The sequence below is a fragment of the Methylobacterium oryzisoli genome, assembly GCF_046557895.1.
Lineage (GTDB): Bacteria > Pseudomonadota > Alphaproteobacteria > Rhizobiales > Beijerinckiaceae > Methylobacterium > Methylobacterium oryzisoli.
This window is the reverse complement of record NZ_JBKIBX010000004.1, coordinates 35587-58706: the sequence shown is the minus strand read 5'-3', so window position 1 is coordinate 58706 and position 23120 is coordinate 35587. Positions and strand designations below refer to the sequence as shown.

The following is a 23120-nucleotide window of genomic DNA, read 5'->3' as shown; positions in this document are numbered from 1 at the left end:
CCCCCCCCCCCCCCCCCCCCCCCCCCCCCCCCCCCCCCCCCCCCCCCCCCCCCCCCCCCCCCCCCCGCTGCCGCACTGGGCGTTTCCTTCCTAGACGTGAGGCCGTTCGGCTGCCTTCTGTACGGCCTAGGCAAAAGGACCGTAGCGTCTCGGATGGGGCAACGGCAAGCCCATATGTTGCAAAATCATGCGCCATCGGCCGCCAGGTGGCACTTTCCTGCGCAGTCGAACCGGCCTGAACGGCGTTTTGCGACGTTTCCGCTCCACGTGAGAACCTCACGCCCTCGCCGCAGAACGGGTCCACGATCGGCAGATGAGGCCGTGTGTCAGGCCTTGAGGCTGCGCAGGACCGGCGTCACGACGTAATGCGCCAGCGGGATCAGGGCCGCGCCGAGCGCGAGGCCGAGCACGCCCGAGAGCGCCGCGGTGACGAGCCAGGAGGCGGCGCCGGAGAGCACGGGCAGCCACGCGCCGGCCGCCTCCGCCGCGTGCTCGATCGTGTGCCCGATGGCGCCGAGGCCGTAGCTCTCCAGGCCGTGCACGATGATGCCGCCGCCGACCCAGATCATCGCGGCGGTGCCGAGGATGCCGAGGCCGCGCAGCAGAACGGGCATGCCGCGCACCAACGCACGGCCGAATGCCTGCGTCACCGGGCCGAGCGCCCGGTCGCCGCCCGTCGGCGCGCCCGCGGGGGCCGCGCGCAGGCCGAGCAGGGTCGAGGCCGGCCGCGGCTCACGGGCGAGCGCCAGGCCGGCATCGTCGGCCTTCACGATCAGCGCGACGATCCCGTAGACGAACAGCGTGATGCCGATGCCGACCACGGCGAGCACGAACACCTGCGTGGCGAAGGGCGACTCGGCCACGGTGGCGAGGGTGAGGGCCATGATCTCGGCCGAGAGGATGAAGTCGGTCTTGACGGCGCTGCGGACTTTTTCGTCCTCCAGGGCCTGCGGGTCCCGGGCCGGCGCGGCGGAGGCTTGCACCTCCGTGTGGTGCGGCCGGATCGCTTCGGCCACCTTCTCGGCCCCCTCGAAGCACAGATAGGCCCCGCCGAGCATCAGCAGCGGCGTGATCGCCCAGGGAGCGAAGAGGCTGAGGAGCAGGGCGCCGGGCAGCAGAAAATGGAGCTTGTTGCGCAGGGAGCCGAGGGCGATCTTCCAGACGATCGGCACCTCGCGGGACGGGGAGAAGCCCGTCACGTAACGGGGTGTCACCGCGGTGTCGTCGATCACCACCCCGACCGCCTTGCCCCCAGCCCGGGCGGCCTGGCCGGCGGCATCGTCGAGCGAGGCGGCCGCCACCTTGGCGATGCCGGCGATGTCGTCGAGCAGGGCGAGGAGTCCTGTGGCCATGCGGCATCCGGTCGTGGCTGCACCAGCCGGATGAACTCCCGCTCGGTGGTTGGGATCCTGCGGGCGATGCCGGGATCCTGCAGGCGACGCCCGGATCCCGCGCGCGATCCTCGGGTCAGTGCGGCCCGCGCGCCCTGGCCTCGAAGGCGTCCGCCATCGTGTCGTCGTGGCGCCCCAGGGTTTCGAGCTGCTCGGCGCGCTTCGTCTGCGCGGCTCGGGCCTCCTCGCCGGTGCTCATCTCGGCGTCGTGGCGAATCCTGGCGGCCTCGCGGCGGTGGCGCTCGGCCTGCTCGCGGAAGAAGGCGGCCTGCTGCCCGGCCGTGGCGGCATAATCCCGGGCGTAGGAATCCGCATCGTCCTTCACTGCCATCGCCCTCCCGAATCCTGTCGGCGCCATTCCGCTCCAAGACGCGAGTGTACGGCAGGTTCCCGCCCGATCAAATCGGCGGGCCGTCAGGGGGCCTGCGCCGCCGCGTAGGCCATCACGCCCATCATCGAGCCGACGTCGCGGTAGCGGTCGCCGCGGGTCGTCATCATGGCCTCGAACTTGTCGTGCACCTGGGCCACCGTCAGGCTGCGGGCCTTCCGCCGCCCCACCCGCTCGTAGAAAATCGGCTTGTTGGCCTTCGCCGGCTTCGGCAGCAGGGAAGCGGCCTCGGCCTTGGGCTCCTCGACCACCTTGGCCATGAAGCGCTCGGCGTCGTCCGGCCCGAGGAAGTGGGCGAGGTAGGTCTCGCCGAGGCTGAGCGGGCGGCCGATGCGGGAGGCGATGCGGGCGCTGTCGCGCTTGAGCATCTCACCCGCCAGCAGCGCCGAGAGGGCCGGGTCGCGGCGCAGGTCGAGGATGCGGGCGCGGTCCGCGGCCTCGGCGACCGCGTAATCCTCGCCGATCAGCGCCGCCTCGCGGGCGTAGCCGTGCTGCGCCCCGAACTCGCGCATCACCTGCAGCCAGGTGCGCTCGATGAACTGGTAGAGGCCGGTGGCCGAGGAGGTGCGGGCCTGCACCTCGGTGAGGAAGCTCGATTCCTTGTCGGCCACCGCCATCAGCAGCACCGGATCCATGCTGGTGCGGTAGGCCGCCTTGACGATGGTCTGCACGATGTGGCGGCGCACCTTCATCGGCCCGAAGACCAGCACCTCGTTCGGGTCGCCGCCGAGCGTCGCCGAGATCAGGTCGTCGTAGGAGACGCGGTCGACGCCGTCCGAGCCGAGCGCCGTGTCGAGGTCGTGGACCGGCGCGCGCAGGGGGGCCTCCTTGGGCTGCGCCTGCACCCGGGGGCGAGGCATCACCAAGAGGTCGGCCATCAGGGTCACCGAGGGACGGCTGGTCGCGAGGTCCGGCCCGTAGGTGTTGAGCAGGGCGCCGAGGCCCGCCGCGAGGGCGCCGGCGATCAGCACCGTGCGGGCGATGAACGGAACGCCGCCATGGCCGCAGCGCGCGGCCCCGCCGAGCGTCAACGCGTCCCGCGACGCCGCCGGAACCCACCGCGTGCCCCGTGCCGACGGTCCGGCCGACGATCCGATCGCGCGCTGCTGCATCGTGTCCTGTGCCCCAGAAAGGCGCCGCGTGAGTCCGGCGCGTTTCCGGCAGGAAGCCGGGGAGTTGTGGCGACATGACGGCGACGCTCGCGGTCGCGTGAGCGCGTCGCGGGCAAGCTTCGCCCTTATCCCATCAGAAAACGGCCGAGCTTACGGCCAAGCTTTGCTATTGCGGCGATCGGGTTAACGGCTTCTTCACCATGTTGCACTGCGAAGGGCGGCCCGGGGGCCGCCCTGTGCTGGCCTCAGCGCGGCGCTGGCCTCAGCGCGGCGCGGTCTGGGCATCCTTGGCGCGGTCCCGCTTGTTGGCTTGGTGTCGGCCGATGACGCAGCCCGCGGCGGCTCCGGCGACGCCGTGGCCGGCGACGTGGCCCGCGGCTCCGCCCACGATGGCGCCCTTGATGCAGCCCTTGGCCTCGGCTCCGCCGGCGGCCGACAGCGTGAGGGCCGCGGTCGCGGCCAGGATCGCGATCACTCTCATCAGGATCTCCTTCGGATCTCAGCGGGTGGGCGATGAAACCTGCGGCCTGCCGCAAGGTTCCAGCGCCATCCGCCGATCCTGAGAATCTCCGATCACAGCTTCACGATCAGCTTGCCGAAATTGCGTCCCTTGAGGAGGCCGATGAATGCTTCGGGGGCCGACTCCAGCCCCTCGACCACGTCCTCCCGGTAGTGGATGCGGCCCTCCCGCAACCAAGCCGAGACTTCGGCCAGGAAGGCCGGCTCCTGCTCGGCGAAGTCCCAGACGATGAAGCCGCGGAAGGTCAGGCGCTTGCTCAGGGTGGCGCGCATGAGGGCGGGCACCCGGTCCGGGCCGGGCGGCAGCTCGGTCATGTTGTAGTTCGCCACGAGGCCGCAGACCGGGATGCGCGCGAAGTCGTTGAGGAGCGGCAGCACCGCATCGAACACGGCCCCGCCGACATTCTCGAAGTAGACGTCGATTCCCGCCGGGCAGGCCTCGGCCAGGGCGGCCGGCAGATCGGCGGTCCGATGGTCCACCGCGGCGTCGAAGCCGAGTTCCTCCGTGAGGTGGCGGCACTTGTCGGGGCCGCCCGCGATGCCGACGGTCCGGGCGCCCTTCAGCTTGGCGATCTGCCCGACGAGCGAGCCCACCGGGCCGGTGGCGGCGGCCACCACCACCGTCTCGCCGGGCTTCGGCGCGCCGATGGTGAGCAGGCCCGTATAGGCGGTCATGCCCGGCATGCCGAGGACGCCGAGCGCCGTGGTGACCGGGGCGGCGGCCGGATCGAGCTTGCGCAGGCCCTGCCCGTTCGAGACCGCGTAGTCCTGCCAGCCCCCGTAGCCGAGCACGGTGTCACCCACCGCGAAGCCGGGATGGTTCGAGGCCGCGACCTCCGCCACGGTGCCGCCGACCATCACCTCGTTGATCTCGACCGGCTTGGCGTAGGATTTCGCCGCGCTCATCCGGCCGCGCATGTAGGGGTCGAGGGAGAGGTAGCGGTTGCGCAGCAGCACCTCGCCGTCGCGCGGCACCGGGACCGTGCCGCGCTCCAGCCGGAAATGCGCGGCCGTCGGCTCGCCGTGCGGGCGCGATGCGAGAACGATGCGGCGGTTGACGTCGGACATGGCGGTCTCCCCTGGCATGGTGTCCCGAGCGGCGCTGCGGCCGCGCCACCGACTTGGCGCCCTGCCCGCCCTCGTCAACGCCGCGACGACCGGCCGCCACGCTCATGGCCGAACGATCCGCGCGCCTGCCGCAAATATCCTTCCACTTCGGCAGGACCCAATTCAATCGCCATCCGTTTAATGGACATCGATGGCACATCGGACGTGCCTGTCGACAGGACACCTCCGTCCCAACCCTGCGGACGGGACGGCCTCTCGCTCATGTCTCGGCTCCCAAGATCAGATGACACGTGGCGCTCCGTGGGGCCGATCCCACTCCGGCGCGATCCATTCCGTCATCGCGGCGCGGTTCGGCCGGTCTTGGACGCCGAGATGTGGGACGCGGCCGAGCCGGACCGCCACCACATCGAGGAAGTCAGCCCATGATCCGTACGTCACTCGCCCTCGGCTGCGGCGCGCTGCTGCTGACCGCGGCGGCCGTCGTCACGCCCGCCTCCGCCGCTCCCGCCGTCCCGACCATCGGACTCTCGGGCGAGAGCATGGTGGAGACGGTCGCCTCTCGGCGCGAGATGGTCCGCGCCCGCGACATGCGCAGCCGGCGCATGATGCGCCGCAACTCCATGCGGTCCGGGGACTCGAACGCCCGCAACCCGTCCCGTCCGGGCTACCAGCAGCAGCTCGGCAACACGTCCGGCGGACCGCGTCGCTGATCCCCCACAAGCAAAGGGCGCCGCGGCTGGGCCGCGGCGCCCGTCAGGCTTCGCATGTCGAGGCACGGGTCCGCCCGCGAGGAGCGGTCGGTCGTCCTCCGGACAGGCTCCGGCGTCAGGCGCGCAGGCGCGTCCGCACGTCGCCGAGGCTGCGCCGGATGAGGTCCTGGGCGGCCTCGCCGCTGACCTTCTCGCGCAGGATGGTCTCCGAGACCCGCACGGCGGCCTCCGCCGCGGCGGCCCGCACGTCGGCGGCGGCCTGCGCCTCCGCCTGCGCGATCTTGGTCTCGGCGGCCTTGGTGCGCCGGGCCACGAACTCGTTGAGCCGAGCGTGGCCTTCGGCGGCGGCGCGCTCGGCCTCCTCGCGGGCGCTCGCCACGATGGCCGCGGCCTCGCGCTCGGCCTCGTCACGGCGGCGCTTGTAGTCGGCCAGCACGCTGGCGGCCTCCTCGCGCAGGCGGCGGGCCTCCTCCAGCTCGCGCCGCACGCGCTCGCCCCGGCCGTCGAGGCCCTTGACGATCTGGTCGAAGCCGCCGGCCTTCCAGACGATGCCGCAGAAGATCAAGAAGGCGACGGCGACCCAGAATTCCGCTTCCATCAGCATGTTCGGTCCTCCGGGTAAGCATCATTCGCCGAAGTGGTCGCCGGTTCGGCGGCGAAAATGATGCAAAAAGAGCGTAAGCAGAATTGCACGGGGCAATTCTGCTTAGTGGGCGGTCTGGGCGCGGTCGTAGGCCGCCTCGACCGCGGTGCGGTCGGGTGTCTGGCCGATGAGGCGCTCGATGATGGCGGTGGCGGCATCCGCCGCGACCTCGCGCACGTTGCCCATGGCGCTCGCGGTCCGGGCGCGGATCTGGTCCTCGGCGGCGGTGAGCTTGGTGGCGAGATCGGCCTCGAGGGTCTTGCGGCGGGCGTCGGCCTCGGCGGCGAGCTGATCGCGCGTCGTCTGGGCGATGCCCTTGGCCTTGTCCTGCGCCTGCTTGAGGGAGGTCTCGTAGGCGTCGCGGGCCGCGTCGGCGTCGCTCTTCATCCGGGCGGCCTCGTCGAGGTCGCTGGAAAGCCGGGACTGCCGCTCGTGCAGGATCGCGGTAATACGCGGGAGCGCGACCCGGGACATCAGGTAGTAGAGCAGGCCGAACGCGAGGGCGAGCCAGAGGATCTGCGCCGCGAAGGTGCTGGTCTCGAACGGCGGAAAGCCGCCGCCGTGCTCGGAGGCCGGCTCTTGGATCAGGCCTTCCTGCAGGCCGGCGGGGGATTGGGGCTGCGCCATCGTGTCGTCCGGGTATGCGAGGGAAGGACCCGCAGCTGAAGGCCGTCGGACCGCCGCGCTCCGTCAGGGGGCGCGGCTACGGAATGAGGTGGGCGCCGCGTGCGCGCGCCGGGCCGGCGCGCGCGCTTAGCGCCCGCGGATCCGGTTCGGATCAGACCGCGAAGAGCAGCAGCAGCGCGACGAGCAGCGAGAAGATGCCGAGCGCTTCCGTCAGCGCGAAGCCGAGGAGCAGGTTGGCGCGCTGGCTGTCGGCGGCCGAGGGGTTGCGCAGGGCGCCGGCGAAGAACTGGCCGAACAGGTTGCCGAGGCCCACGGCGGCACCCGCCATGCCGAGGCAGGCGAGACCGGCGCCGATGTACTTCGCAGCAACGGGATCCATCTGAGTACTCCTGAGGTCGTCTAGTCGTCTGGCGGGTGGGATCCGGCCGCGACACGGCGAACCGGGGTGGGAAAGGGGGCGCGGGCCGCCTTAGTGGCCCGGGTGCAGCGCGTCGCTGAGGTAAATCGAGGTCAGCGTGGCGAAGACGTAGGCCTGCAGCACCGCGACCAGCACTTCGAGGGCCGTGAGGGCGACCGCGAGGGCGAGCGGCAGCGGCGAGAGGATGCCGGCGGCGCCGGCCGCGAGCAGGGCCGGCACGAAGCCCGCGAAGATCTTCAGCGCGATGTGGCCGGCCAGCATGTTGGCGAAGAGACGCACCGAGAGGCTGATCGGCCGCGAGATGAACGAGACCACCTCGATGCCCACCACCAGCGGCTTCAGCCAGCCGGGCACGCCCGGGGGCACGAACAGGTTCAGGAAGTGGGTGCCGTGCGCCATGAACCCGTAGATGATCACGGTCAGGATAACCACGAGGGCCAGCATGAAGGTCACGATGATGTGGCTCGTCACCGTGAAGGTGTAGGGGATCATCCCGAACAGGTTGAGGATCAGGATGAACATGAAGAGCGAGAACACGAGCGGCACGAAGCGCTCGCTGCCATGCCCGGCGGATTGGTGCACCGTGGAGGCGATGAACTCGTAGAAGGTCTCGGCGAGGGACTGCATGCGCCCGGGCACGAGGGAGCGGCGGCTCGTCGCCACGATGGTGAGGAGCGCGATCACACCCACGGCGGCGAACATGTAGAGCGCCGACTGCGTGAAGGCGATTTCCTGGTGGCCGATGTGCCCGAACGAAATCAGCGGCTTCAGCTCGAACTGGTGGATCGGATCCATCTTCGCGGCCATGCCGGTCCCGCCCTTCCCCTGTCGGCGCCGCGGGTGCGGCGCCTGATCCGTGCTGGCGGATGCACGGCATCCACCGGATGATCAAGTCCCCGTGCCGTCATTCTTCGTGTCCGTGACACGAAAAAACCCCGACACGCGCATCACGTTGTAGATCCCGGCCGCGAACCCGAGCACGAGCAGGACGATCAGTCCCCAGGGCTTGGTGCCCAGGAGCCGGTCGCAGCCCCAACCGAGAAGGCCGCCCGCCAGCACGCCCGCCACGAACTCCGTCGAGAGACGCATGGCCTGGCCGAGGGGCGAGGGTTGATCGGCCCGTCCCGAACGCGACGAAGGATCGGGAGCAGCCGGGGGCCGCTTCCGGTCGATCTGCGTTTCGAGACGTTTGAGCCTCGCGGAGAGATCGCTGTCGGCGGCAGGATCCCGACCGGCCTCGTTCTCGTCGCGCGGGTCTTTGCCGGTCATGGCGCGACCTCACGTCGGCGAGGCGATGGGATCGGACCCGGGTGCCCCCTTCGAGCGGGCGCACCATAGTTTCGCCCACCTTGGGAGTCAAGAACGCGTGAATTAGCCATAAGTCGTTGGTCCGCCTTGCTGATTCGCGACGCCTGCGCGTCCCTACACGGCTTCGCGCAAGGACTCGGCGGTGGCGAGATCGACCGAGACCAGCTGCGACACGCCCCGCTCCGCCATCGTCACCCCGAACAGCCGGTTCATCCGCGCCATGGTGATCGGGTTGTGCGTGATGACGAGGAAACGCGTGTCGGTGTCCCGCGCCATCGCGTCCAAGAGGTCGCAGTAGCGCTCGACGTTGGCGTCGTCGAGGGGGGCGTCGACCTCGTCGAGCACGCAGACCGGCGAGGGGTTGGTCAGAAAGACCGCGAAGATCAGCGCGGTCGCGGTGAGCGCCTGCTCGCCCCCTGAGAGCAGCGTCATGGTCTGGGGCTTCTTGCCGGGCGGGCGGGCCAGGATCTCCAGTCCCGCCTCCAGGGGATCGTCCGAATCGACCAGCGTCAGTTCGGCGGTGCCGCCGCCGAACAGCGTGGTGAACAGGCGCTCGAAATGCCCGTTCACCGCCGCGAAGGCGGCGAGCAGGCGCTCGCGTCCTTCCCGGTTGAGGCTGGCGATGCCGCCGCGCAGGCGGCGGATCGCCTCGATCAGGTCGTCGCGCTCGCGCCCGAGGTCGTCGCGCCGTCCCTCCGCCTCCTCCAGCTCCGCCTCCGCCCGCAGGTTCACGGCGCCGAGCCGCTCGCGGTCGGCCTTGAGACCGGACAGGTGCGCCTCGATGCCGGCCGCCTCCGGCGGGGAATCGCCGGGCGCGACGCCCGCGAGCGCGAACAGCCCGTCCGGATCCGTGTCGAGGGCATCGTGGATGCTGCGGGCGATCTCGGCGAGGCGGCGCTCCAGCGCCTCGTGCCCGGCCAGCGCCGCCGCCCTCCCCTCGCGGGCGGCGGCCAGCGCGTCGAGGGCGCTGCGCGCGCGGGTGTCGGCCTCGGCCCGCGCCGTCTCGGCGGCGGCGAGCCGGTCGGCGGCCTCCCGGCGCGCGGCCTCGGCCGCCTCGGTCGCGCCCGCGAGTCGGCGGCGCTCCACCAGGAAGGTGTCGGGCGCCTCGGCGAGGTCGCCCAGCTCCTCCTCGGCCCGGCCGAGCCGCTCGGCGAACTCGTCCAGGGCGGCCTCGGCGCGCCCGGCCCGCTCGCGCCAGCGCGCCCGCTCGGCGTCGAGTGTTTCGCGGCGCCGCCGCCGCTCCTCGTCGGCCCGCGTCAGGGCGAGGCGCGCGGCCTTGGCCTCCGCGGCCTCGGCCCGGCCGGCCTCCGCGCTGGCCCGAGCGGCCGCGAGGGTGCGGGCCGCCGCGTCGTCCTCGGGCAACTCCGCCAAGGCCTCGGCGGCGGCCTCCATCCGGGCAGCAGCCTCCTCCGCCTCCTCGGTCACGCGGGCCAGCGCCTCGGCGAGCGCGGCGCGCTTGGCCGCCCCTTCGGCCTCCCGGCGCTCGGCCCCCGCCAGGGCCTCGCGCGCCGCATCGAAGCCGCGCCGCGCCAAGCGGGCGCCGTCGAGCGCGCGCGCCTCCGCGGCGGCGGCCTCCCGGACCGCGGCCTGCACGGCCTCGAAGCCCTCGCGCGCGGCCTCCGCAGCCTCCCGGGCGCGCGCGGCCTGCGCGCGGAGCGCGTCGAGCCGGTTGCGCTCGGCGAGCCTCCGCGCCGCCGGGGCCGGCGCCTCGGCGGCGACCGTGAATCCGTCCCAGCGATGGATATCGCCCTCCCGCGTCACGAGGCGCTGGCCCGGGCGCAGGGCAGCGCGCAGGTCGCCCGCCGTGGCGCGGGGCGCGACCGCGATCTGGGCGAGGCGCCGCGCCAGGAGTTCCGGCGCCGTGACGAAGCGCGCGAGCGGTTCCGTCCCGGGCGGCAGGGGCGGATCGTCGGGCAGGTGGGGCGCACCCGCCCAGCGGGTGGGCGCGGCGGCATCGGTGGAAGCGTCGAGATCCTCGCCGAGCGCCGCCGCGAGCGCGGCCTCGTAACCGGGCGCGACCGTGACGGCGTCGATCACCGGGGCGAAGCGGGCCTGGGCCGCGGGGGCCACCAGCTTGGCGAGGGTCCGCGCCTCGGTGTCGAGCCGCGCCGCCTCGCGCTCCGCCTCGGTCAGGGTGGGCCGGCCGCGCGCCTCCGCGTCGCGGGCGGAGGCCAGCGCGTCGCGCGCGGCGAGGGCGGCCTCCTCGGCCATCTCGCTCTCCTCGGCCGCCGCCGCGAGGGTGGCCCGGACCTCCTCGAGATCCCGCAACCCGGCGGGGGCCTGGGCCGCCTCCCGAGAGAGGCGGGCGCGCTCGGCGGAAAAGCGCTCCGCCCGGAGGCGCTCGTCGCGCAGGGCCCGCTCCAGGGCCGCACGGCGGGCCTGCTGCTCCGCCGCCGCCGTCTGGGCGGCGGCGAGCGCGGTCTCGGCCGCGGCCAGCGCCTCGTCCGCCGCGGCCTCCCGCGCGGCGGCCATCGCCCGCGCGGCGTCCTCGTCCGCCTCCGCCGCCAGGGCGGCGGCCTCGGCGTCGAGGCGCTCCAGCGTGGCCGCCGCGTCGGCGCGGGACGCCGTCTCGCGGGCGATGTCGCGGCGCAGGTCCGCGACCTGGCGGGTGAGGTCGCGCAGGCGCTCGGCCGCGCGGCGCTCCTGCGCGTCGAGAGAGGCCGCGGCATGCTGCAGCCGCTGGAGCGCGGCGGCGGCCTCGGTCTCGGCCTCGCGCAGGCGCGGCAGCCCGGCGGCCGCCACGGCCTGGGCGGTCGCCGCCTCCTGCTGCTCGGCCTGGGCGGCGGCGGCGCGCTCCTGCGCGGCGGCCACCGCCCGCGCCGCGGCGGCGGCCTCCGTGCGGGCGCCCGCATGGGTGATCAGCAGCAGCAGCGCCTCGTGGCGGCGGATCTCGGCGGCCAGCGCGCGGTAGCGCTGCGCCGCCCGGGCCTGCCGGCGCAGCGAATCGACCCCGGAGGTGATCGCCGTCAGCACGTCCTCGACCCGCGCGAGGTTGTCTTCGGCCGCGCGCAGCCGCAGCTCCGCCTCGTGCCGGCGGGCATGCAGGCCGCCGATGCCCGCCGCATCCTCCAGGATGCGCCGGCGCGCCTGGGGCTTGGCGGCGATCATCTCGGCCACCTGCCCCTGGCGCACCATCGCAGGCGAGCGCGCGCCCGTCGCCGCGTCGGCGAACAGCAGTTGCACGTCGCGCGCCCGCACCTCGCGGCCGTTGATGCGGTAGGTCGAGCCCTCGCCCCGGTCGATGCGCCGGGCGACCTCCAGCACGTCGGCGGCATTGAAGGCGGCCGGCGCCGTGCGGGCGGCGTTGTCGAGGCTGAGAATCACCTCGGCGTGGCTGCGGCCGGGCCGGTGACCGGAGCCCGAAAAGATCACGTCGTCCATGCCGGACGCGCGCATGTTCTTGTGCGAGTTCTCGCCCATGACCCAGCGCAGGGCCTCGACGAGGTTCGACTTGCCGCAGCCGTTCGGGCCGATGATGCCGGTGAGGCCCGGCTCGATGAAAAATTCGCTCGGCTCGACGAAGGTCTTGAAGCCGACGATGCGCAGGCGGGTGAGCTTCATCGGGGTGTCGACGGGCGCTCCTCAGGCCGCGCGGCGATCCAGCGACCGCGCGGCCCGGCCGCCGCGCCTCAGGCTCCGACGATCGGCTTGATGATTTTTTCCATGCCCTCGATGGAGGTGTCGCCCTGGTGCTTCTGCCCGTTGATGAAGAAGGTCGGGGTCGAGTTGACCTTGAACACGGTCATGCCCCGGTCCTTCACGGCGTTGATCCCGTCGTAGAGCTTCTGGTCCTTGAGCGTCGCCTCGAATTTCTCGCGCGTGAAGCCGGCCTGCTTCATCATCTGTTCGAGGGCGTCGAGGGGCTTGGGCACGAAGGCCCAGGTGGATTGCTGGTCGAAGAGCAGGTCGGTGATCGGGTAGTAGCGGGCGGAGTTGTCGGCGCGCGCCAGCATGAAGGCCGCGGTGGCGAGCGGGTCGAGGGGGAACTCGCGCAGGGTGAAGCGCACCTTGCCGGTGTCGATCCACCGCTCCTTCAGCGTCGGCCACGTGGACTTGTGGAAGGCCGCACAGTGCGAACAGGTCATCGAGGCGTACTCGATGATCGTGCACTTCGCGTCGGCCGGGCCGAGCCAGACGTCGCCGAGCGGCCCGGGCTGGAGCAGGCTGTCGGCCGCCGGCCCCTGCGCCAGCGAGGGGAGCGCGAGGCGGGGAAGGAGCAGGGCCGCGCCGGTGAGCGCCAGCGCGTCGCGCCGAGTGATCATGGTCGTTCTCCGCAGGGAGCCGGGCTGTCGAACTGAGCAGATCGGTAGAATCCCGGCCGTCTGAAGGCAAGATTGAGCGGCGTCGCGGGGGTCAGGCGCCGATCGGGCGCGTCGCCGCGTCGAGCCACGCGCGGGTCTCAAGGTCGAGGTCCGGCGACAGGGTCTCGGCGACCCGGGCGTGGTAGGCGTCGAGCCACGCGGCCTCGGCGGGCGTGAGCAGCGCGGGCTCGATCAGCGCGCGGTCGATCGGCGCGAGGGTCAGGGTCTCGAAGCCGAGCATCGGGCGCTCGCCCCCCGGGATCGTCCGCTCCTCCACGAGGATCAGGTTCTCGATGCGGATGCCGTAGGTGCGGGCCCGGTAGTAGCCCGGCTCGTTCGACAGGATCATGCCGGCCTGGAGCACGGTGGTGCCGGTCTTGGCGATGCGCTGCGGCCCCTCGTGCACCGACAGGAAGGAGCCGACCCCGTGTCCGGTGCCGTGGTCGAAGTCGAGGCCGGCCTCCCAGAGCGGGCGGCGGGCGAAGCTGTCGATCTGCGCCCCGGTGGTGCCGCGCGGGAAGGCCGCGGTCGCCACCGCGATGTGGCCCTTGAGCACGCGGGTGAAGCGGTCGCGCATCTCGGGCGTCGGCGCGCCGACCGCCACCGTGCGGGTGATGTCGGTGGTGCCGTCGCGGTACTGCGCGCCGGAATCGATCAGGAAGAGTTCGCCCGGCCGCAGGGTCCGGTCCGTCGCCTTCGTCACCCGGTAATGCACGATGGCGCCGTTCGGCCCGCTGCCCGAGATGGTCGGGAAAGAGACGTCGCGCAGGTCCCCGCCCTCGGCCCGGAAGGCTTCGAGCCGGCAGACGGCCGCGATCTCGCTCACCGCGCCGCCCGGCGCCTCGCGGGCGAGCCATGCGAGGAAGCGCGTCACCGCGGCGCCGTCGCGCCGGTGGGCCGCCCGCGTGCCGGCGATCTCGGCCGCGTTCTTCACGGCCTTCATGGCGGTGATCGGATCGGGGCCGACATCCACCGTGCCGCCCGCCTCCTCGATGCGCCGCCGCAGCGCCACCGCCCCGGTGGCCGCGTCGAGCCGCACCCGCGCCCGGGCGGCACCCAGCGCGTCGAGCGCTCCCGGGAGCGCGGCCGGATCGGCCCGCTCGGCGAGGCCGCCCAGTGCGGCCTCCGCCTCGCGCGTGACCTTGCCGGCGTCGAGAAACAGGGTGGCGCGCCCCTCGCGGGGGACGATCGCGTAGCCGAGCGGCAGGGGCGTGTGGGCGACGTCGCCGCCGCGCAGGTTGAAGGCCCAGGCGAGATTGTGCGGATCGGAGACGACGAGGGCGTCGGCCTTCTGCTTGGCGAGCGCCGCACGCACCCGGTCGAGCTTGCCCGCCGCGCCCTCGCCGGCCAGCGCCTCCGGATGCGGCACGACGGGCGCCTTGGGCGGAGCCGGCCGATCGATCCAGATCTGGTCCACGAGGTTGAGGCGGGCCGGTTCGAGCCGCCCGCCCGCGGCCTGCACCGCCCGCTCCAGCCGGGCGAGCCCGTCCGGGGTGTGGAGCCAGGGATCGTAGGCGAGCACGCCGCCCGCGGGCAGGTTCGCCTCGATCCAGGCCTCGGCGGTGGTCTCGGCGAGCGGCACCGGGGTGATCGCCGCACCATCCACCTGCTCGGCCGCCTGCAGGGTGTAGCGTCCGTCCACCACCAGCGCGGCCCGGTCGGGCAGGATGATCGCGGTGCCGGCCGAGCCGGTGAAGCCGGTGAGCCACGCCAGCCGCTCGGCGTGGGGCGGCACGTATTCCGACTGATGCTCGTCGGCCCGCGGCACCACGAAGCCCGAGAAACCCTGCTGCAGCATCGCCGCGCGCAGGGCGGCGATGCGGGCCGCGCCCTCGCGATGGCCGGGATCGTCGAAGGTCTGGAAGCGGGCGTGCATCATGGCTGCCTGGGTACGCCGCAGCCGGCGTGGCGGCAATGGGGCCGCCGGCCACGGCCCTGCTCCGCGGGCGTTTCCATGCGATGTTGAATCGCCGCACGCGGGATGCGCAGGATCCGCCACGAAGACGAGGCCCTCGCCGGCCGCGATCGCGGGAGGATCGGCCGCCGCCGCGGTCACGGCCCGGCCCCTCGCCGCGTCTCGGCATCGCGGCGGGGGCCCGCACGACGGATCGGGAGGATGCTGCGATGTCTCGGGTCTCCTATCGGACCGTCGCGGTCGGCGGTCTCTCGGTGTTCTACCGGGAGGCCGGGCCGCCCGACGCGCCGATCCTGCTGCTCCTGCACGGATTCCCCTCGTCGTCCCGCATGTACGAGCCCCTGCTCGGGCGGCTCGCCGCCACCCATCGCCTGATCGCGCCCGACCTCATCGGGTTCGGCCACAGCGAGGCGCCCGATCCGGCCGCGTTCGCCTACACCTTCGATCGGCTGGCCGAGGTGATCGACGGCTTCACGGTCGCGCTCGGCCTGCGGCGCTACAGCCTGTTCGTGCAGGATTACGGGGGGCCGGTGGGCTTCCGTCTCGCGCTCCGGCACCCCGAGCGCATCGCGGCCATCGTCGTCCAGAATGCCGTCGCCCACGAGGACGGCCTCGGGCCGCTCTGGGAGAAGCGGCGCGCCTTCTGGGCGGATCGACAGGCCCACGAGGCGGCCCTGCGGGACAACTTCCTGTCGCTGGCGGCCACCCGGCAGCGGCACCTGGGGAGCGACCCGGACACGGCCGCCTACGACCCGGACCTCTGGACGGACGAGTTCGCCTTCCTGAGCCGGCCGGGCCAGGACACCATCCAGACCGACCTCTTCTATGATTATCGCACGAACGTCGCGCGCTATCCGGACTGGCAGCGCTGGCTGCGCCGTCACCGGCCGCCGCTCCTCGTGCTCTGGGGCCGATTCGATCCGTCGTTCCAGACCGCTGGGGCCGAGGCCTACCGGCGCGACGTGCCGGACGCGGAGGTCCACCTGCTCGATGCCGGCCATTTCGCCCTGGACGTGAAGGCGGACGAGATCGCCGCCCTCACCCGGGATTTCTTGGTGCGTCGGGCCGGCGCCGGCGGGCCGTCTAGGGCGCCGTGACGATCGGGATCTCGTGCGCGAGCGCGACCTCCTCCGGGCTCAGCCGGCAGGCATAGGCGCGGGTCTCGACGCCCGCCGCCCGGGCGCGGCGGAACGCCGCCGCGAAGGCCGGGTCGATGTCGCCCGCCACGTCGAAGCGCTCGGCGCGCATCTGCACCACGACGATCACCATCGCCCGGCCGCCCGCGCGCACCACGCCGGCGAGATCGTCCATGTGCCGGGCGCTGCGGGCGGCGGTGCAGTCCGGAAATTCCGCGAGGCCGGCCCGGCGCATCATGTGGCAGTTCTTCACCTCGACGTGGCAGGGACCGTCCGGCCCGTCGGCCAGGAAGTCGACCCGGCTCGCGCGGGCATAGCGCACCTCGGGCTTGAGCGCGGTGGCGCCCCGCAGGGCGGGCAGCGTGCCTTCGCGAAACCCCTCCGCCACGAGCGCGTTCGGGCGCAGGGTGTTGATGCCGACCCATTGCGGCCCGCCCGGCAGGTCGGCCTCCACCATCTCCCAGGACCACGCGAGCTTGCGGGCCGGATTGGCGGCGGCGGAGAGCAGAACCGGCCGGCCCGGCACCACGAGGCCCAGCATCGCGCCCGGATTGGCGCAATGGGCCGTGACCACCGCGCCGTCGGCGAGTTCGACGTCGGCGAGGAAGCGCTTGTAGCGGCGCAGCAGCCGCCCTTCGGTCAGCGGGGCGGGGAAGCGCACGGGCGGGAGGCGGAGCTTTGCATCACGCCCCGCTTAGAACGGGATCCGATCGCGCTGCAATCGGATCCCGTTCTCGCTCCTTGTTTTCCGCGCTCTCTTGCGCCGAACCGGACTCCACTTCGGCGGAGAGCGCTCAAGCAGCCGCGAACCGGCCGGGCCATGCTTGAGCGGCGCGCAGGGCCGCGATAGAGCCAATCCGTGCTCGCCTCAGGAGATCCGATGTCCCAGCCGCAACCGGTCACGGCCGCCATCCTGGTCATCGGGGACGAGATCCTGTCGGGCCGGACCAAGGACAAGAACATCGGCTACATCGCCGAGTACCTCACCAATTCCGGCATCGACCTGCGCGAGGTGCGCGTGGTGCCGGACGTGGCCGAGGAGATCGTCGGCGCCGTCAATGCGCTGCGCGCCCGCTACACCTACCTGTTCACCACCGGCGGCATCGGCCCGACCCACGACGACATCACGGCCGATTGCGTGGCGGCGGCGTTCGGGGTCGGCATCGACGTCGATCCGCGCGCCCGGGCGATGCTGCTGGAGCGCATCGCCGAGGCCGACCTCAACGAGGCGCGGCTGCGCATGGCCCGCATCCCCTTCGGAGCCGAGCTGATCGAGAACCCGATCTCCAAGGCGCCCGGCTTCATGATCGGCAACGTGATCGTGATGGCCGGCGTGCCCTCGATCATGCAGGCGATGCTCGACCGGGTGGCGCCGCGGCTCAGGACCGGCGCGCGGGTCATCGCCGAGACGATTGAGGCGGGAGCCCTGCCCGAGGGGGCCTACGCCGCCGACCTCGCCACCGTCGCGGGCGCGCATCCGGACGTGTCGATCGGCTCCTACCCGTCGATGACGCCCGCGGGATTCCGCAACCAGATCGTGGTGCGCGGGCGCGACGCCGCGGCGGTGGCGGCGGCCCGCCGCGACATCGAGGCGGCGGTCGCGCGCCTGCACGCCGCCAAGGGGTGAGGGAGGGAGGCGATGGCGGCGGCCGGCGAGAAGGCGTTTCCGGTCTCCTGGGACCAGTTCCACCGCGACGCGCGGGCGCTGGCGTGGCGGCTCACGGGCGCCGGGCCGTTCGAGGCGATCGTCTGCATCACCCGCGGCGGCCTCGTCCCGGCCGCCGTGGTGGCGCGGGAACTCGGCATCCGGCTGATCGAGACGGTGTGCATCGCGAGCTACCACGACTACCAGGAGCAGGGCGCGCTCACGGTGCTCAAGGAGGTGGCGCCGAGCATCCGGGCCATCGGCGACGGCACCGGCCGGGGCGTGCTCGTCATCGACGACCTCACGGATACGGGCCGGACCGCACAGGTCGTGCGCGATCTCCTGCCGCGGGCGCATTTCGCCACCGTCTACGCCAAGCCGGCCGGGCGCCCGCTGATCGATACCTTCGTGACCGAGGTGAGCCAGGACACTTGGATCTATTTTCCCTGGGACATGGGGCTCGCCTATCAGGCGCCGCTGCATCCGGGTAGTTCCGGCTGACTGGCCGAACCGTAGGGCAGCGCGGCCGACGATTCCGGCGACATCGCGGAACCGAACCGAGCTCGGCGCTTTGCGCATGACCGGGATCATCCGGCCGCACGCGAGCCTGCCATGCGCGACCCGACCAAGGACGCCGACCCGGAGACCCGCAAACAGGAGGTCGCCGAGGAGGTCGAGGAGGAGCGCTGGCCGAGCGCGGTCATCATCCACGAGGTCATCCGCCACGAGGGCGTCGAGGATCTCGCCCGCACCGCCTCGGCGCTCGCGCTCTCGGGTCTGGCCGCCGGCCTCTCGATGGGTTTCTCGCTCGTCGGCGAGGGGGTTCTGCTGGCGCACCTGCCGGAGGCGAAGTGGAGCGAACTGGTCAGCGGCTGGGGCTACACGCTCGGCTTCCTCATCGCGGTGATGGGCCGCCAGCAGCTCTTCACCGAAAACACCCTGACGCCGGTGCTGCCGCTGCTGCACGACCGCACGCTCAAGGTGCTGGTCCAAGTGCTGCGCCTGTGGGGCATCGTGCTCGCCGCCAACCTCGTCGGCACCATCCTGTTCGCCGCGGCGCTCGCCCACACGGAGGTGTTCGACGAGAGCGTGCGGGAGCATTTCCGCAAGCTCAGCCACCACGTCTTCGCGTATCCGTTCTGGACCACCTGCCTGAAGGCGGTGCTGGCCGGCTGGCTGCTCGCCCTGATGGTCTGGCTGCTGCCCTCCTCGGGCGACGCCCGGCCGTTCGTGATCCTGATCCTCACCTACGTGATCGCGGTGGGCAACCTCGCGCACGTCGTCGCGGGCTCGGTCGATGCGGCCTACCTGGTGTTTCTCGGCGAGGCGACCTGGGGCGACTATGTCGGGCGGTTCTTCCTGCCGACGCTGTTGGGCAACCTGTTCGGCGGCGTCGCGCTGGTGGCGGTGCTCAACTGGGGGCAGGTGGCGCCGGACGTCGAGTGACCGCAGCCCCAGGCGCCGCACCGCGCCACCGTGAACGCATCGCGCCGCCATTCGTTGGGGTGGGGATTTCCACATACTCCCCACCAGGACGGAGACGCGACATGGCCTATGCCCACAAGCCCCTCGCCCAGCAGGTGATCGTCATCACCGGCGCGTCGAGCGGCATCGGTCTCGCCACCGCCCGCATGGCCGCCCGGCACGGCGCCCGCGTGGTGCTGTTTTCCCGCAACGCCGAGGCGCTGGCGACCATCCAGGAGGAGATAGCCCGCGAGGGCGGCGAGGCGACCCACGTGGTCGGCGATGTCGGCCGGCGCGAGGACGTGCAGGCCCTCGCCGATCGGGTGGTCGAGCGCTTCGGCGGCTTCGACACCTGGGTGAACGACGCCGGCATCTCGATCTTCGGCCGCCTGGAAGAGGTGAGCGACGAGGACAGCGACCGCCTGTTCCAGACCAATTTCTGGGGCACAGTCTACGGCTCGCTCGTGGCGGTGCCGTACCTGAAGCGGCGCGGCGGCGCCCTGATCAACGTCGGCAGCATCGCCTCCGACTTGGCGATCCCGCTCCAGGCCATGTACTCGGCGAGCAAGCACGCCGTCCGGGGCTTCACGGACGGCCTGCGGGCGGAGCTGGACATGGACGGCGCCCCGGTCTCGGTGACGCTGATCAAGCCCGGCTCGATCGACACGCCGCTGCCGCAGCACGCCCGGAACTACACCGACCGCGAGCCGCAACTGCCGCCGCCGGTCTACCACCCGGACGAGGTCGCCCGCGCGATCCTGCACGCCGCCGTCCACCCGCAGCGCGAGATCTACGTCGGCGGCGGCGGCCGGGTGATGAGCGGGTTCAAGAAGGTCGCCCCCCGCACCTTCGAACGCCTCGGCTCCCGCCTCGCTGTCGCCCAGCTCAGCCAGGAGCCCCCGCGCGACCCGCAGGGCGCGCTGCACGAGCCCGGCCAGGACGGGCACGCCCGCGGCGAATATCCGGGCTACGTGCGGCGCACCAGCACCTACACCCGGGCACAGTTGCACCCGCTGACGACCAGCGCCGTCGTGGCGGGTGTGGGCTTGGCGGCCGCCGCGCTGATGAAGCGGCGGGCGTGAGGCGGGGGCGGCTCGCCCCAACCACCTCACCGGTCAAAAGCGGGCCGCGCGGAATCCTGATATGGGGACCCGCGTGTCCCGCGCGGGCGCGCGGGTCTCACACCACCCGCGCCAGGATCGGGTCTCCACCGGCCCCCTGACCGTCCCCGATCCGGTAGGCCGCCTGCACGGCCGCGATGGCCCGCTCCGCCGCGGCCTCGCTGCGCGCATGCACCATCGCGATCGGCTCGCCCGCCGCCACTTCCGCGCCGGGCGCGGCGAGGTCGGTGAGGCCGACCGCGTGGTCGATCGCATCCTGCGGCTTGGTGCGGCCGCCGCCGAGGCCGATCACCGCCAGCCCGATCTCGCGGGTGGCGATGGCCACGACGCGGCCGGCCCGGGGGGCCGGCACCGGCCGCAGCACCGGCGCGCCCGGCAGGTGCCGGTCGGGCCGCGCCACCACGTCCGGCGGGCCGCCCAGGGCCTCGACCATGCGGCCGAACAGTTCGGCGGCCCGGCCCGAGGCGAGCGCCGCCTCCAGCCGGGTGGTGGCCGCCGCGTGGTCGGGGTCGAGGCCGCCGAGCACCAGCATCTCGGCCCCGAGCGCCAGGGTGACGGCGTGGAAGCGCGGCTCGCGCCGCCGCCCGGTGAGGTAGTCGAGGGCGTACAGCACCTCGACGGCATTGCCGGCGGCGCTCGCCAGCGGCGCGTCCATGTCGGTGAGGACGGCGCGGGTCGGCAGGCCCGCCCCGTTCGCCACCGTGACGAGGCTCTCGGCGAGGGCCTGCGCCTCCTCCCGCGTCGCCATGAAGGCGCCGGAGCCGGCCTTGACGTCCATCACCAGCCCTCCGAGACCGGCGGCGAGCTTCTTCGAGAGGATCGAGGCGGTGATGAGATCAAGCGACTCCACCGTGCCGGTAACGTCGCGGATCGCGTAGAGGCGCCGGTCGGCCGGGGCGAGGTCCGGCGTCTGGCCGATGATGGCGCAGCCGACCTGCCGCATCGCCCGCTGGAAATGCGCGATGTCCGGCGCGGTGGCATAGCCCGGGATGCTGTCGAGTTTGTCGAGGGTGCCGCCGGTATGGCCCAGGCCGCGCCCCGCGATCATCGGCACGAAGCCGCCGCAGGCCGCCACCAGCGGGGCGAGCGCGAGGCTCACCGTGTCGCCCACGCCCCCCGTCGAATGCTTGTCGAGGATCGGACCCGGCAGGTCCCAGGACAGAACGGTGCCGGAGAGCGTCATGGCGCGGGTCAGCGCCACGCGCTCCGGCAGCGACAGCCCGCGCCAGCACACCGCCATCGCGAAGGCCGCCGCCTGCCCCTCCGTGACGTGGCCCTCCGTGAGCCCGGCGATGAATCGCTCGATCGCCTCGGGCGGCAGCACCGCCCCCTCGCGCTTGGCCCGAATGATCTCCTGCGGCAGCAGCACGCGTCACCCCTCCCCTGCCAGCGCCGCCGCCAGGGCGTCGTGCAGGCTGCTGGCCCCCAGCCGGAACCTGTCGGCCGAGACCCAGCCCGGCCCCATGATGCGGTCGGCGAGCGACAGGTAGGTGGCGGCGTCCTCGACCCGCCGCAAGCCGCCGGACACCTTGAGGCCCGCGGCCGATCCCGTCGCCCGGATCGCCTCCAGCATCACGCGCGCGGCCTCGGGCGTCGCCGAGACCGGGGTCTTGCCCGTCGAGGTCTTGAGGAAGTCGGCTCCCTCGGCGAAGCCGAGCCGGCTCGCCCGGTCGATCAGCGCCGCGTCCGCGAGTTCGCCCGTCTCCAGGATCAGCTTGAGGGTGCGTCCGCCGGTCACCGCGCGGCGCACACCCGCCACCACCGCGCGGGCGGCGGCCTCGTCGCCGCGCCTCAATGCCCGATAGGGCAGCACGAGGTCGATCTCGTCGGCGCCCTCCGCCAGCGCCGCCTCCGTGGCCGCCACCGCGCCGGCGGCGTCCTCCCCGCCCTGCGGGAAGTTGACCACCGTGGCGACGCGCACCGGCGTGCTGGCGAGGAGCCCGGCCGCAACGCGCACGAAGCGGGGCCAGACGCACAATGCCGCCACCGGACCGCCCGGCGCCAGGGCCTTGGCGCAGAGCGCCGTGACCGCGGGCTCGGTGCAGGTGTCCGAGAGATCGGTGAGGTCGAGGAGCGGCAGGGCGCGCCGCGCCACCGCGCGGGCCGCATCGGGCGGGATCACGAAAAATCCTCCAGCCACGCGGTGAGCAGGCGCACGACGTCCGCGGCGGCGGTCGCCGCGACGCGCTTCGTCTCGGCGTGGCTCGGCGCCCCGCCGGTGAACCCCGCCGCGTAGTTCGTGACCAGCGACAGGGCGGCGACGCGCAGGGCGAAGAACCGGGCCAGGATCACCTCCGGCACCGTCGACATGCCGACGAGATCGGCGTCGAGCCGGCCGGCCATGCGGATCTCCGCCGGCGTCTCGAAGCTGGGGCCGGAGAACCACGCGTAGACGCCCTCGTGCAGCCGCAGCCCGGCCGCCTCTGCAGCGCGGTGCAGGCCCGCCCGGAGCGCCGGGTCGTAGGCGTTCACCATCGGCACGAAGCGGGCATCGGAGGGCTCGCCGATCAGCGGGTTCATCCCCGATAGGTTCAGGTGGTCGGTGACGAGCGCGAGGCTGCCCGGCCCCGCCTCGGGGAGGAGCGAGCCGGCCGCGTTGGTGAGGAGGAGCGGCGGGGCGCCCAGCGCCGCCACCAGCCCCACCGGCACGCGCATGGCGTCGGCCTCGCCGTGCTCGTAGGGGTGGGCGCGCCCCTGGAACAGCAGCACCGGGCGCCCCGCGAGGGTGCCGGCCACGAGCCGCCCGGCATGGCCGGTGACGCCCGAGACCGGACAATGCGGAATCTCCGCGTAGGCGAGGCTGCGCGGCGACGCCAGCGCCTCCGCGAGCGGGCCGAGCCCCGTGCCGGCCACGACCGCGAGCGCGAAGGGACCGCCGAAGCCCCGCTCTCGCAGGAAGGCAGCAGCCTCGGCGATGCGGGGATCGGCCGTGCTCACCCGGGCAGCCCCAGGGTGTCGGGTCCGAAGGAGGCCGGCAGCAAAGTCTCGAGCGTGAAGCTGCGCCGCACCCCCTCGGGGCCGGCGACGTGCACCGGCGTGTCGGGGCCGGCGAATTCGCGGACGCGCTGGCGGCAGGCGCCGCAGGGCGTCACCAGCGTGTCGCCCTCGCCCAGCACGAGGATCGCCGCGATGCGCCGGCCGCCCGCCGCCACCATCGCGGCGATGGCGCCCGCCTCCGCGCAGGTGCCGACCGGGTAGGCGGCGTTCTCGACGTTGCAGCCCGCATGGATCGCCCCGTGCTCATCCAGCACCGCGGCGCCGACCCGGAAGCGCGAATAGGGCGCGTGCGCCCGTCCCTGAGCGGTGCGGGCGGCGGCGAGCAGCGTCTCGATCGTCATGCGGGGGAAGCGGCGC

The 23120-nt window shown here is 73.1% G+C and carries 24 protein-coding genes; 6 read left to right on the top strand and 18 right to left on the bottom strand.

Annotation, left to right across the window (positions count from 1 at the left end):
• Nucleotides 1-326 precede the first annotated feature (326 nt).
• The 5 genes from ACKUB9_RS05850 to ACKUB9_RS05830 form a co-directional block, all read right to left on the bottom strand.
• Nucleotides 327-1352, bottom strand: a complete 1026-nt coding sequence (locus ACKUB9_RS05850; RefSeq protein WP_407520153.1) for a DUF808 domain-containing protein — start codon at nt 1350-1352, stop codon at nt 327-329.
• 115 nt (nt 1353-1467) lie between these two features.
• Entirely contained in the window at nt 1468-1722 is a 255-nt protein-coding gene (locus ACKUB9_RS05845; protein WP_407520152.1) for a hypothetical protein, read from the bottom strand.
• An 83-nt stretch (nt 1723-1805) separates the two neighbouring features.
• Nucleotides 1806-2891 carry a transglycosylase SLT domain-containing protein gene (locus tag ACKUB9_RS05840; RefSeq protein WP_407520151.1) on the bottom strand — a complete coding sequence of 362 codons (1086 nt, stop codon included), beginning with the start codon at nt 2889-2891 and terminating at the stop codon, nt 1806-1808.
• 262 nt (nt 2892-3153) lie between these two features.
• Nucleotides 3154-3372, bottom strand: coding sequence for a hypothetical protein (locus ACKUB9_RS05835; protein ID WP_407520150.1), 219 nt, complete (start codon nt 3370-3372; stop codon nt 3154-3156).
• Nucleotides 3373-3464: 92 nt separating this feature from the next.
• On the bottom strand, nt 3465-4478 hold the full coding sequence (locus tag ACKUB9_RS05830) for an NADPH-dependent curcumin/dihydrocurcumin reductase (RefSeq protein WP_407520149.1): 1014 nt from the start codon (nt 4476-4478) through the stop codon (nt 3465-3467).
• Between the two features lie 422 nt (nt 4479-4900).
• Here ACKUB9_RS05830 and ACKUB9_RS05825 point away from each other — a divergent pair, with 422 nt between their 5' ends.
• Nucleotides 4901-5188 (top strand): hypothetical protein, encoded by a 288-nt coding sequence (locus ACKUB9_RS05825; RefSeq protein ID WP_407520148.1) that lies wholly within the window; start codon nt 4901-4903, stop codon nt 5186-5188.
• 115 nt (nt 5189-5303) lie between these two features.
• Here the strand turns inward: ACKUB9_RS05825 and ACKUB9_RS05820 are convergent, their stop codons facing one another.
• The 8 genes from ACKUB9_RS05820 to ACKUB9_RS05785 form a co-directional block, all read right to left on the bottom strand.
• On the bottom strand, nt 5304-5789 hold the full coding sequence (locus ACKUB9_RS05820; RefSeq protein WP_407520467.1) for a F0F1 ATP synthase subunit B family protein: 486 nt from the start codon (nt 5787-5789) through the stop codon (nt 5304-5306).
• A 105-nt stretch (nt 5790-5894) separates the two neighbouring features.
• Entirely contained in the window at nt 5895-6458 is a 564-nt protein-coding gene (locus ACKUB9_RS05815; protein ID WP_407520147.1) for a F0F1 ATP synthase subunit B, read from the bottom strand.
• Between the two features lie 151 nt (nt 6459-6609).
• Nucleotides 6610-6837, bottom strand: a complete 228-nt coding sequence (locus ACKUB9_RS05810) for a F0F1 ATP synthase subunit C (RefSeq protein WP_012336551.1) — start codon at nt 6835-6837, stop codon at nt 6610-6612.
• Between the two features lie 90 nt (nt 6838-6927).
• On the bottom strand, nt 6928-7683 hold the full coding sequence (locus ACKUB9_RS05805; RefSeq protein ID WP_407520146.1) for a F0F1 ATP synthase subunit A: 756 nt from the start codon (nt 7681-7683) through the stop codon (nt 6928-6930).
• A gap of 81 nt (nt 7684-7764) precedes the next feature.
• On the bottom strand, nt 7765-8145 hold the full coding sequence (locus ACKUB9_RS05800; protein ID WP_407520145.1) for an AtpZ/AtpI family protein: 381 nt from the start codon (nt 8143-8145) through the stop codon (nt 7765-7767).
• A 153-nt stretch (nt 8146-8298) separates the two neighbouring features.
• Nucleotides 8299-11745, bottom strand: coding sequence for a chromosome segregation SMC family protein (locus ACKUB9_RS05795; protein WP_407520144.1), 3447 nt, complete (start codon nt 11743-11745; stop codon nt 8299-8301).
• Between the two features lie 68 nt (nt 11746-11813).
• On the bottom strand, nt 11814-12446 hold the full coding sequence (locus tag ACKUB9_RS05790) for a DsbA family protein (protein WP_407520143.1): 633 nt from the start codon (nt 12444-12446) through the stop codon (nt 11814-11816).
• Nucleotides 12447-12537: 91 nt separating this feature from the next.
• Entirely contained in the window at nt 12538-14364 is a 1827-nt protein-coding gene (locus tag ACKUB9_RS05785) for an aminopeptidase P family protein (protein WP_407520142.1), read from the bottom strand.
• A gap of 245 nt (nt 14365-14609) precedes the next feature.
• Here ACKUB9_RS05785 and ACKUB9_RS05780 point away from each other — a divergent pair, with 245 nt between their 5' ends.
• Entirely contained in the window at nt 14610-15497 is an 888-nt protein-coding gene (locus tag ACKUB9_RS05780) for an alpha/beta fold hydrolase (RefSeq protein WP_407520141.1), read from the top strand.
• Here the strand turns inward: ACKUB9_RS05780 and sfsA are convergent.
• The gene (gene sfsA, locus ACKUB9_RS05775; protein WP_407520140.1) at nt 15484-16197 is read right to left on the bottom strand and encodes a DNA/RNA nuclease SfsA; all 714 of its coding nucleotides are present in this window, start codon (nt 16195-16197) and stop codon (nt 15484-15486) included. The genes ACKUB9_RS05780 and sfsA overlap by 14 nt on opposite strands.
• A 219-nt stretch (nt 16198-16416) precedes the next feature.
• Between sfsA and ACKUB9_RS05770 the strand changes: the two genes are divergently transcribed.
• From ACKUB9_RS05770 to ACKUB9_RS05755, 4 genes are all read left to right on the top strand, one after another.
• Nucleotides 16417-17163 (top strand): competence/damage-inducible protein A, encoded by a 747-nt coding sequence (locus tag ACKUB9_RS05770; RefSeq protein ID WP_407520139.1) that lies wholly within the window; start codon nt 16417-16419, stop codon nt 17161-17163.
• Between the two features lie 12 nt (nt 17164-17175).
• Nucleotides 17176-17682, top strand: a complete 507-nt coding sequence (gene gpt / locus ACKUB9_RS05765) for a xanthine phosphoribosyltransferase (protein ID WP_407520138.1) — start codon at nt 17176-17178, stop codon at nt 17680-17682.
• A 111-nt stretch (nt 17683-17793) separates the two neighbouring features.
• Nucleotides 17794-18627 (top strand): formate/nitrite transporter family protein, encoded by an 834-nt coding sequence (locus ACKUB9_RS05760; protein WP_407520137.1) that lies wholly within the window; start codon nt 17794-17796, stop codon nt 18625-18627.
• Between the two features lie 101 nt (nt 18628-18728).
• On the top strand, nt 18729-19727 hold the full coding sequence (locus ACKUB9_RS05755; RefSeq protein ID WP_407520136.1) for an SDR family oxidoreductase: 999 nt from the start codon (nt 18729-18731) through the stop codon (nt 19725-19727).
• A gap of 97 nt (nt 19728-19824) precedes the next feature.
• Here ACKUB9_RS05755 and deoA read toward each other — a convergent pair whose 3' ends face one another.
• From deoA to ACKUB9_RS05735, 4 genes are read right to left on the bottom strand one after another with little or no spacing between them, the layout of a single operon-like run.
• A complete protein-coding gene (deoA, locus tag ACKUB9_RS05750) occupies nt 19825-21135 on the bottom strand; it encodes a thymidine phosphorylase (protein WP_407520135.1) in 1311 nt (436 codons plus the stop codon).
• Nucleotides 21136-21138: 3 nt separating this feature from the next.
• The gene (deoC, locus tag ACKUB9_RS05745) at nt 21139-21885 is read right to left on the bottom strand and encodes a deoxyribose-phosphate aldolase (protein ID WP_407520465.1); all 747 of its coding nucleotides are present in this window, start codon (nt 21883-21885) and stop codon (nt 21139-21141) included.
• On the bottom strand, nt 21885-22703 hold the full coding sequence (locus tag ACKUB9_RS05740) for a purine-nucleoside phosphorylase (RefSeq protein ID WP_407520134.1): 819 nt from the start codon (nt 22701-22703) through the stop codon (nt 21885-21887). Before ACKUB9_RS05740 ends, deoC begins: the two co-directional genes overlap by 1 nt.
• Nucleotides 22700-23104 carry a cytidine deaminase gene (locus ACKUB9_RS05735; protein ID WP_407520133.1) on the bottom strand — a complete coding sequence of 135 codons (405 nt, stop codon included), beginning with the start codon at nt 23102-23104 and terminating at the stop codon, nt 22700-22702. Before ACKUB9_RS05735 ends, ACKUB9_RS05740 begins: the two co-directional genes overlap by 4 nt.
• Nucleotides 23105-23120 lie beyond the last annotated feature (16 nt).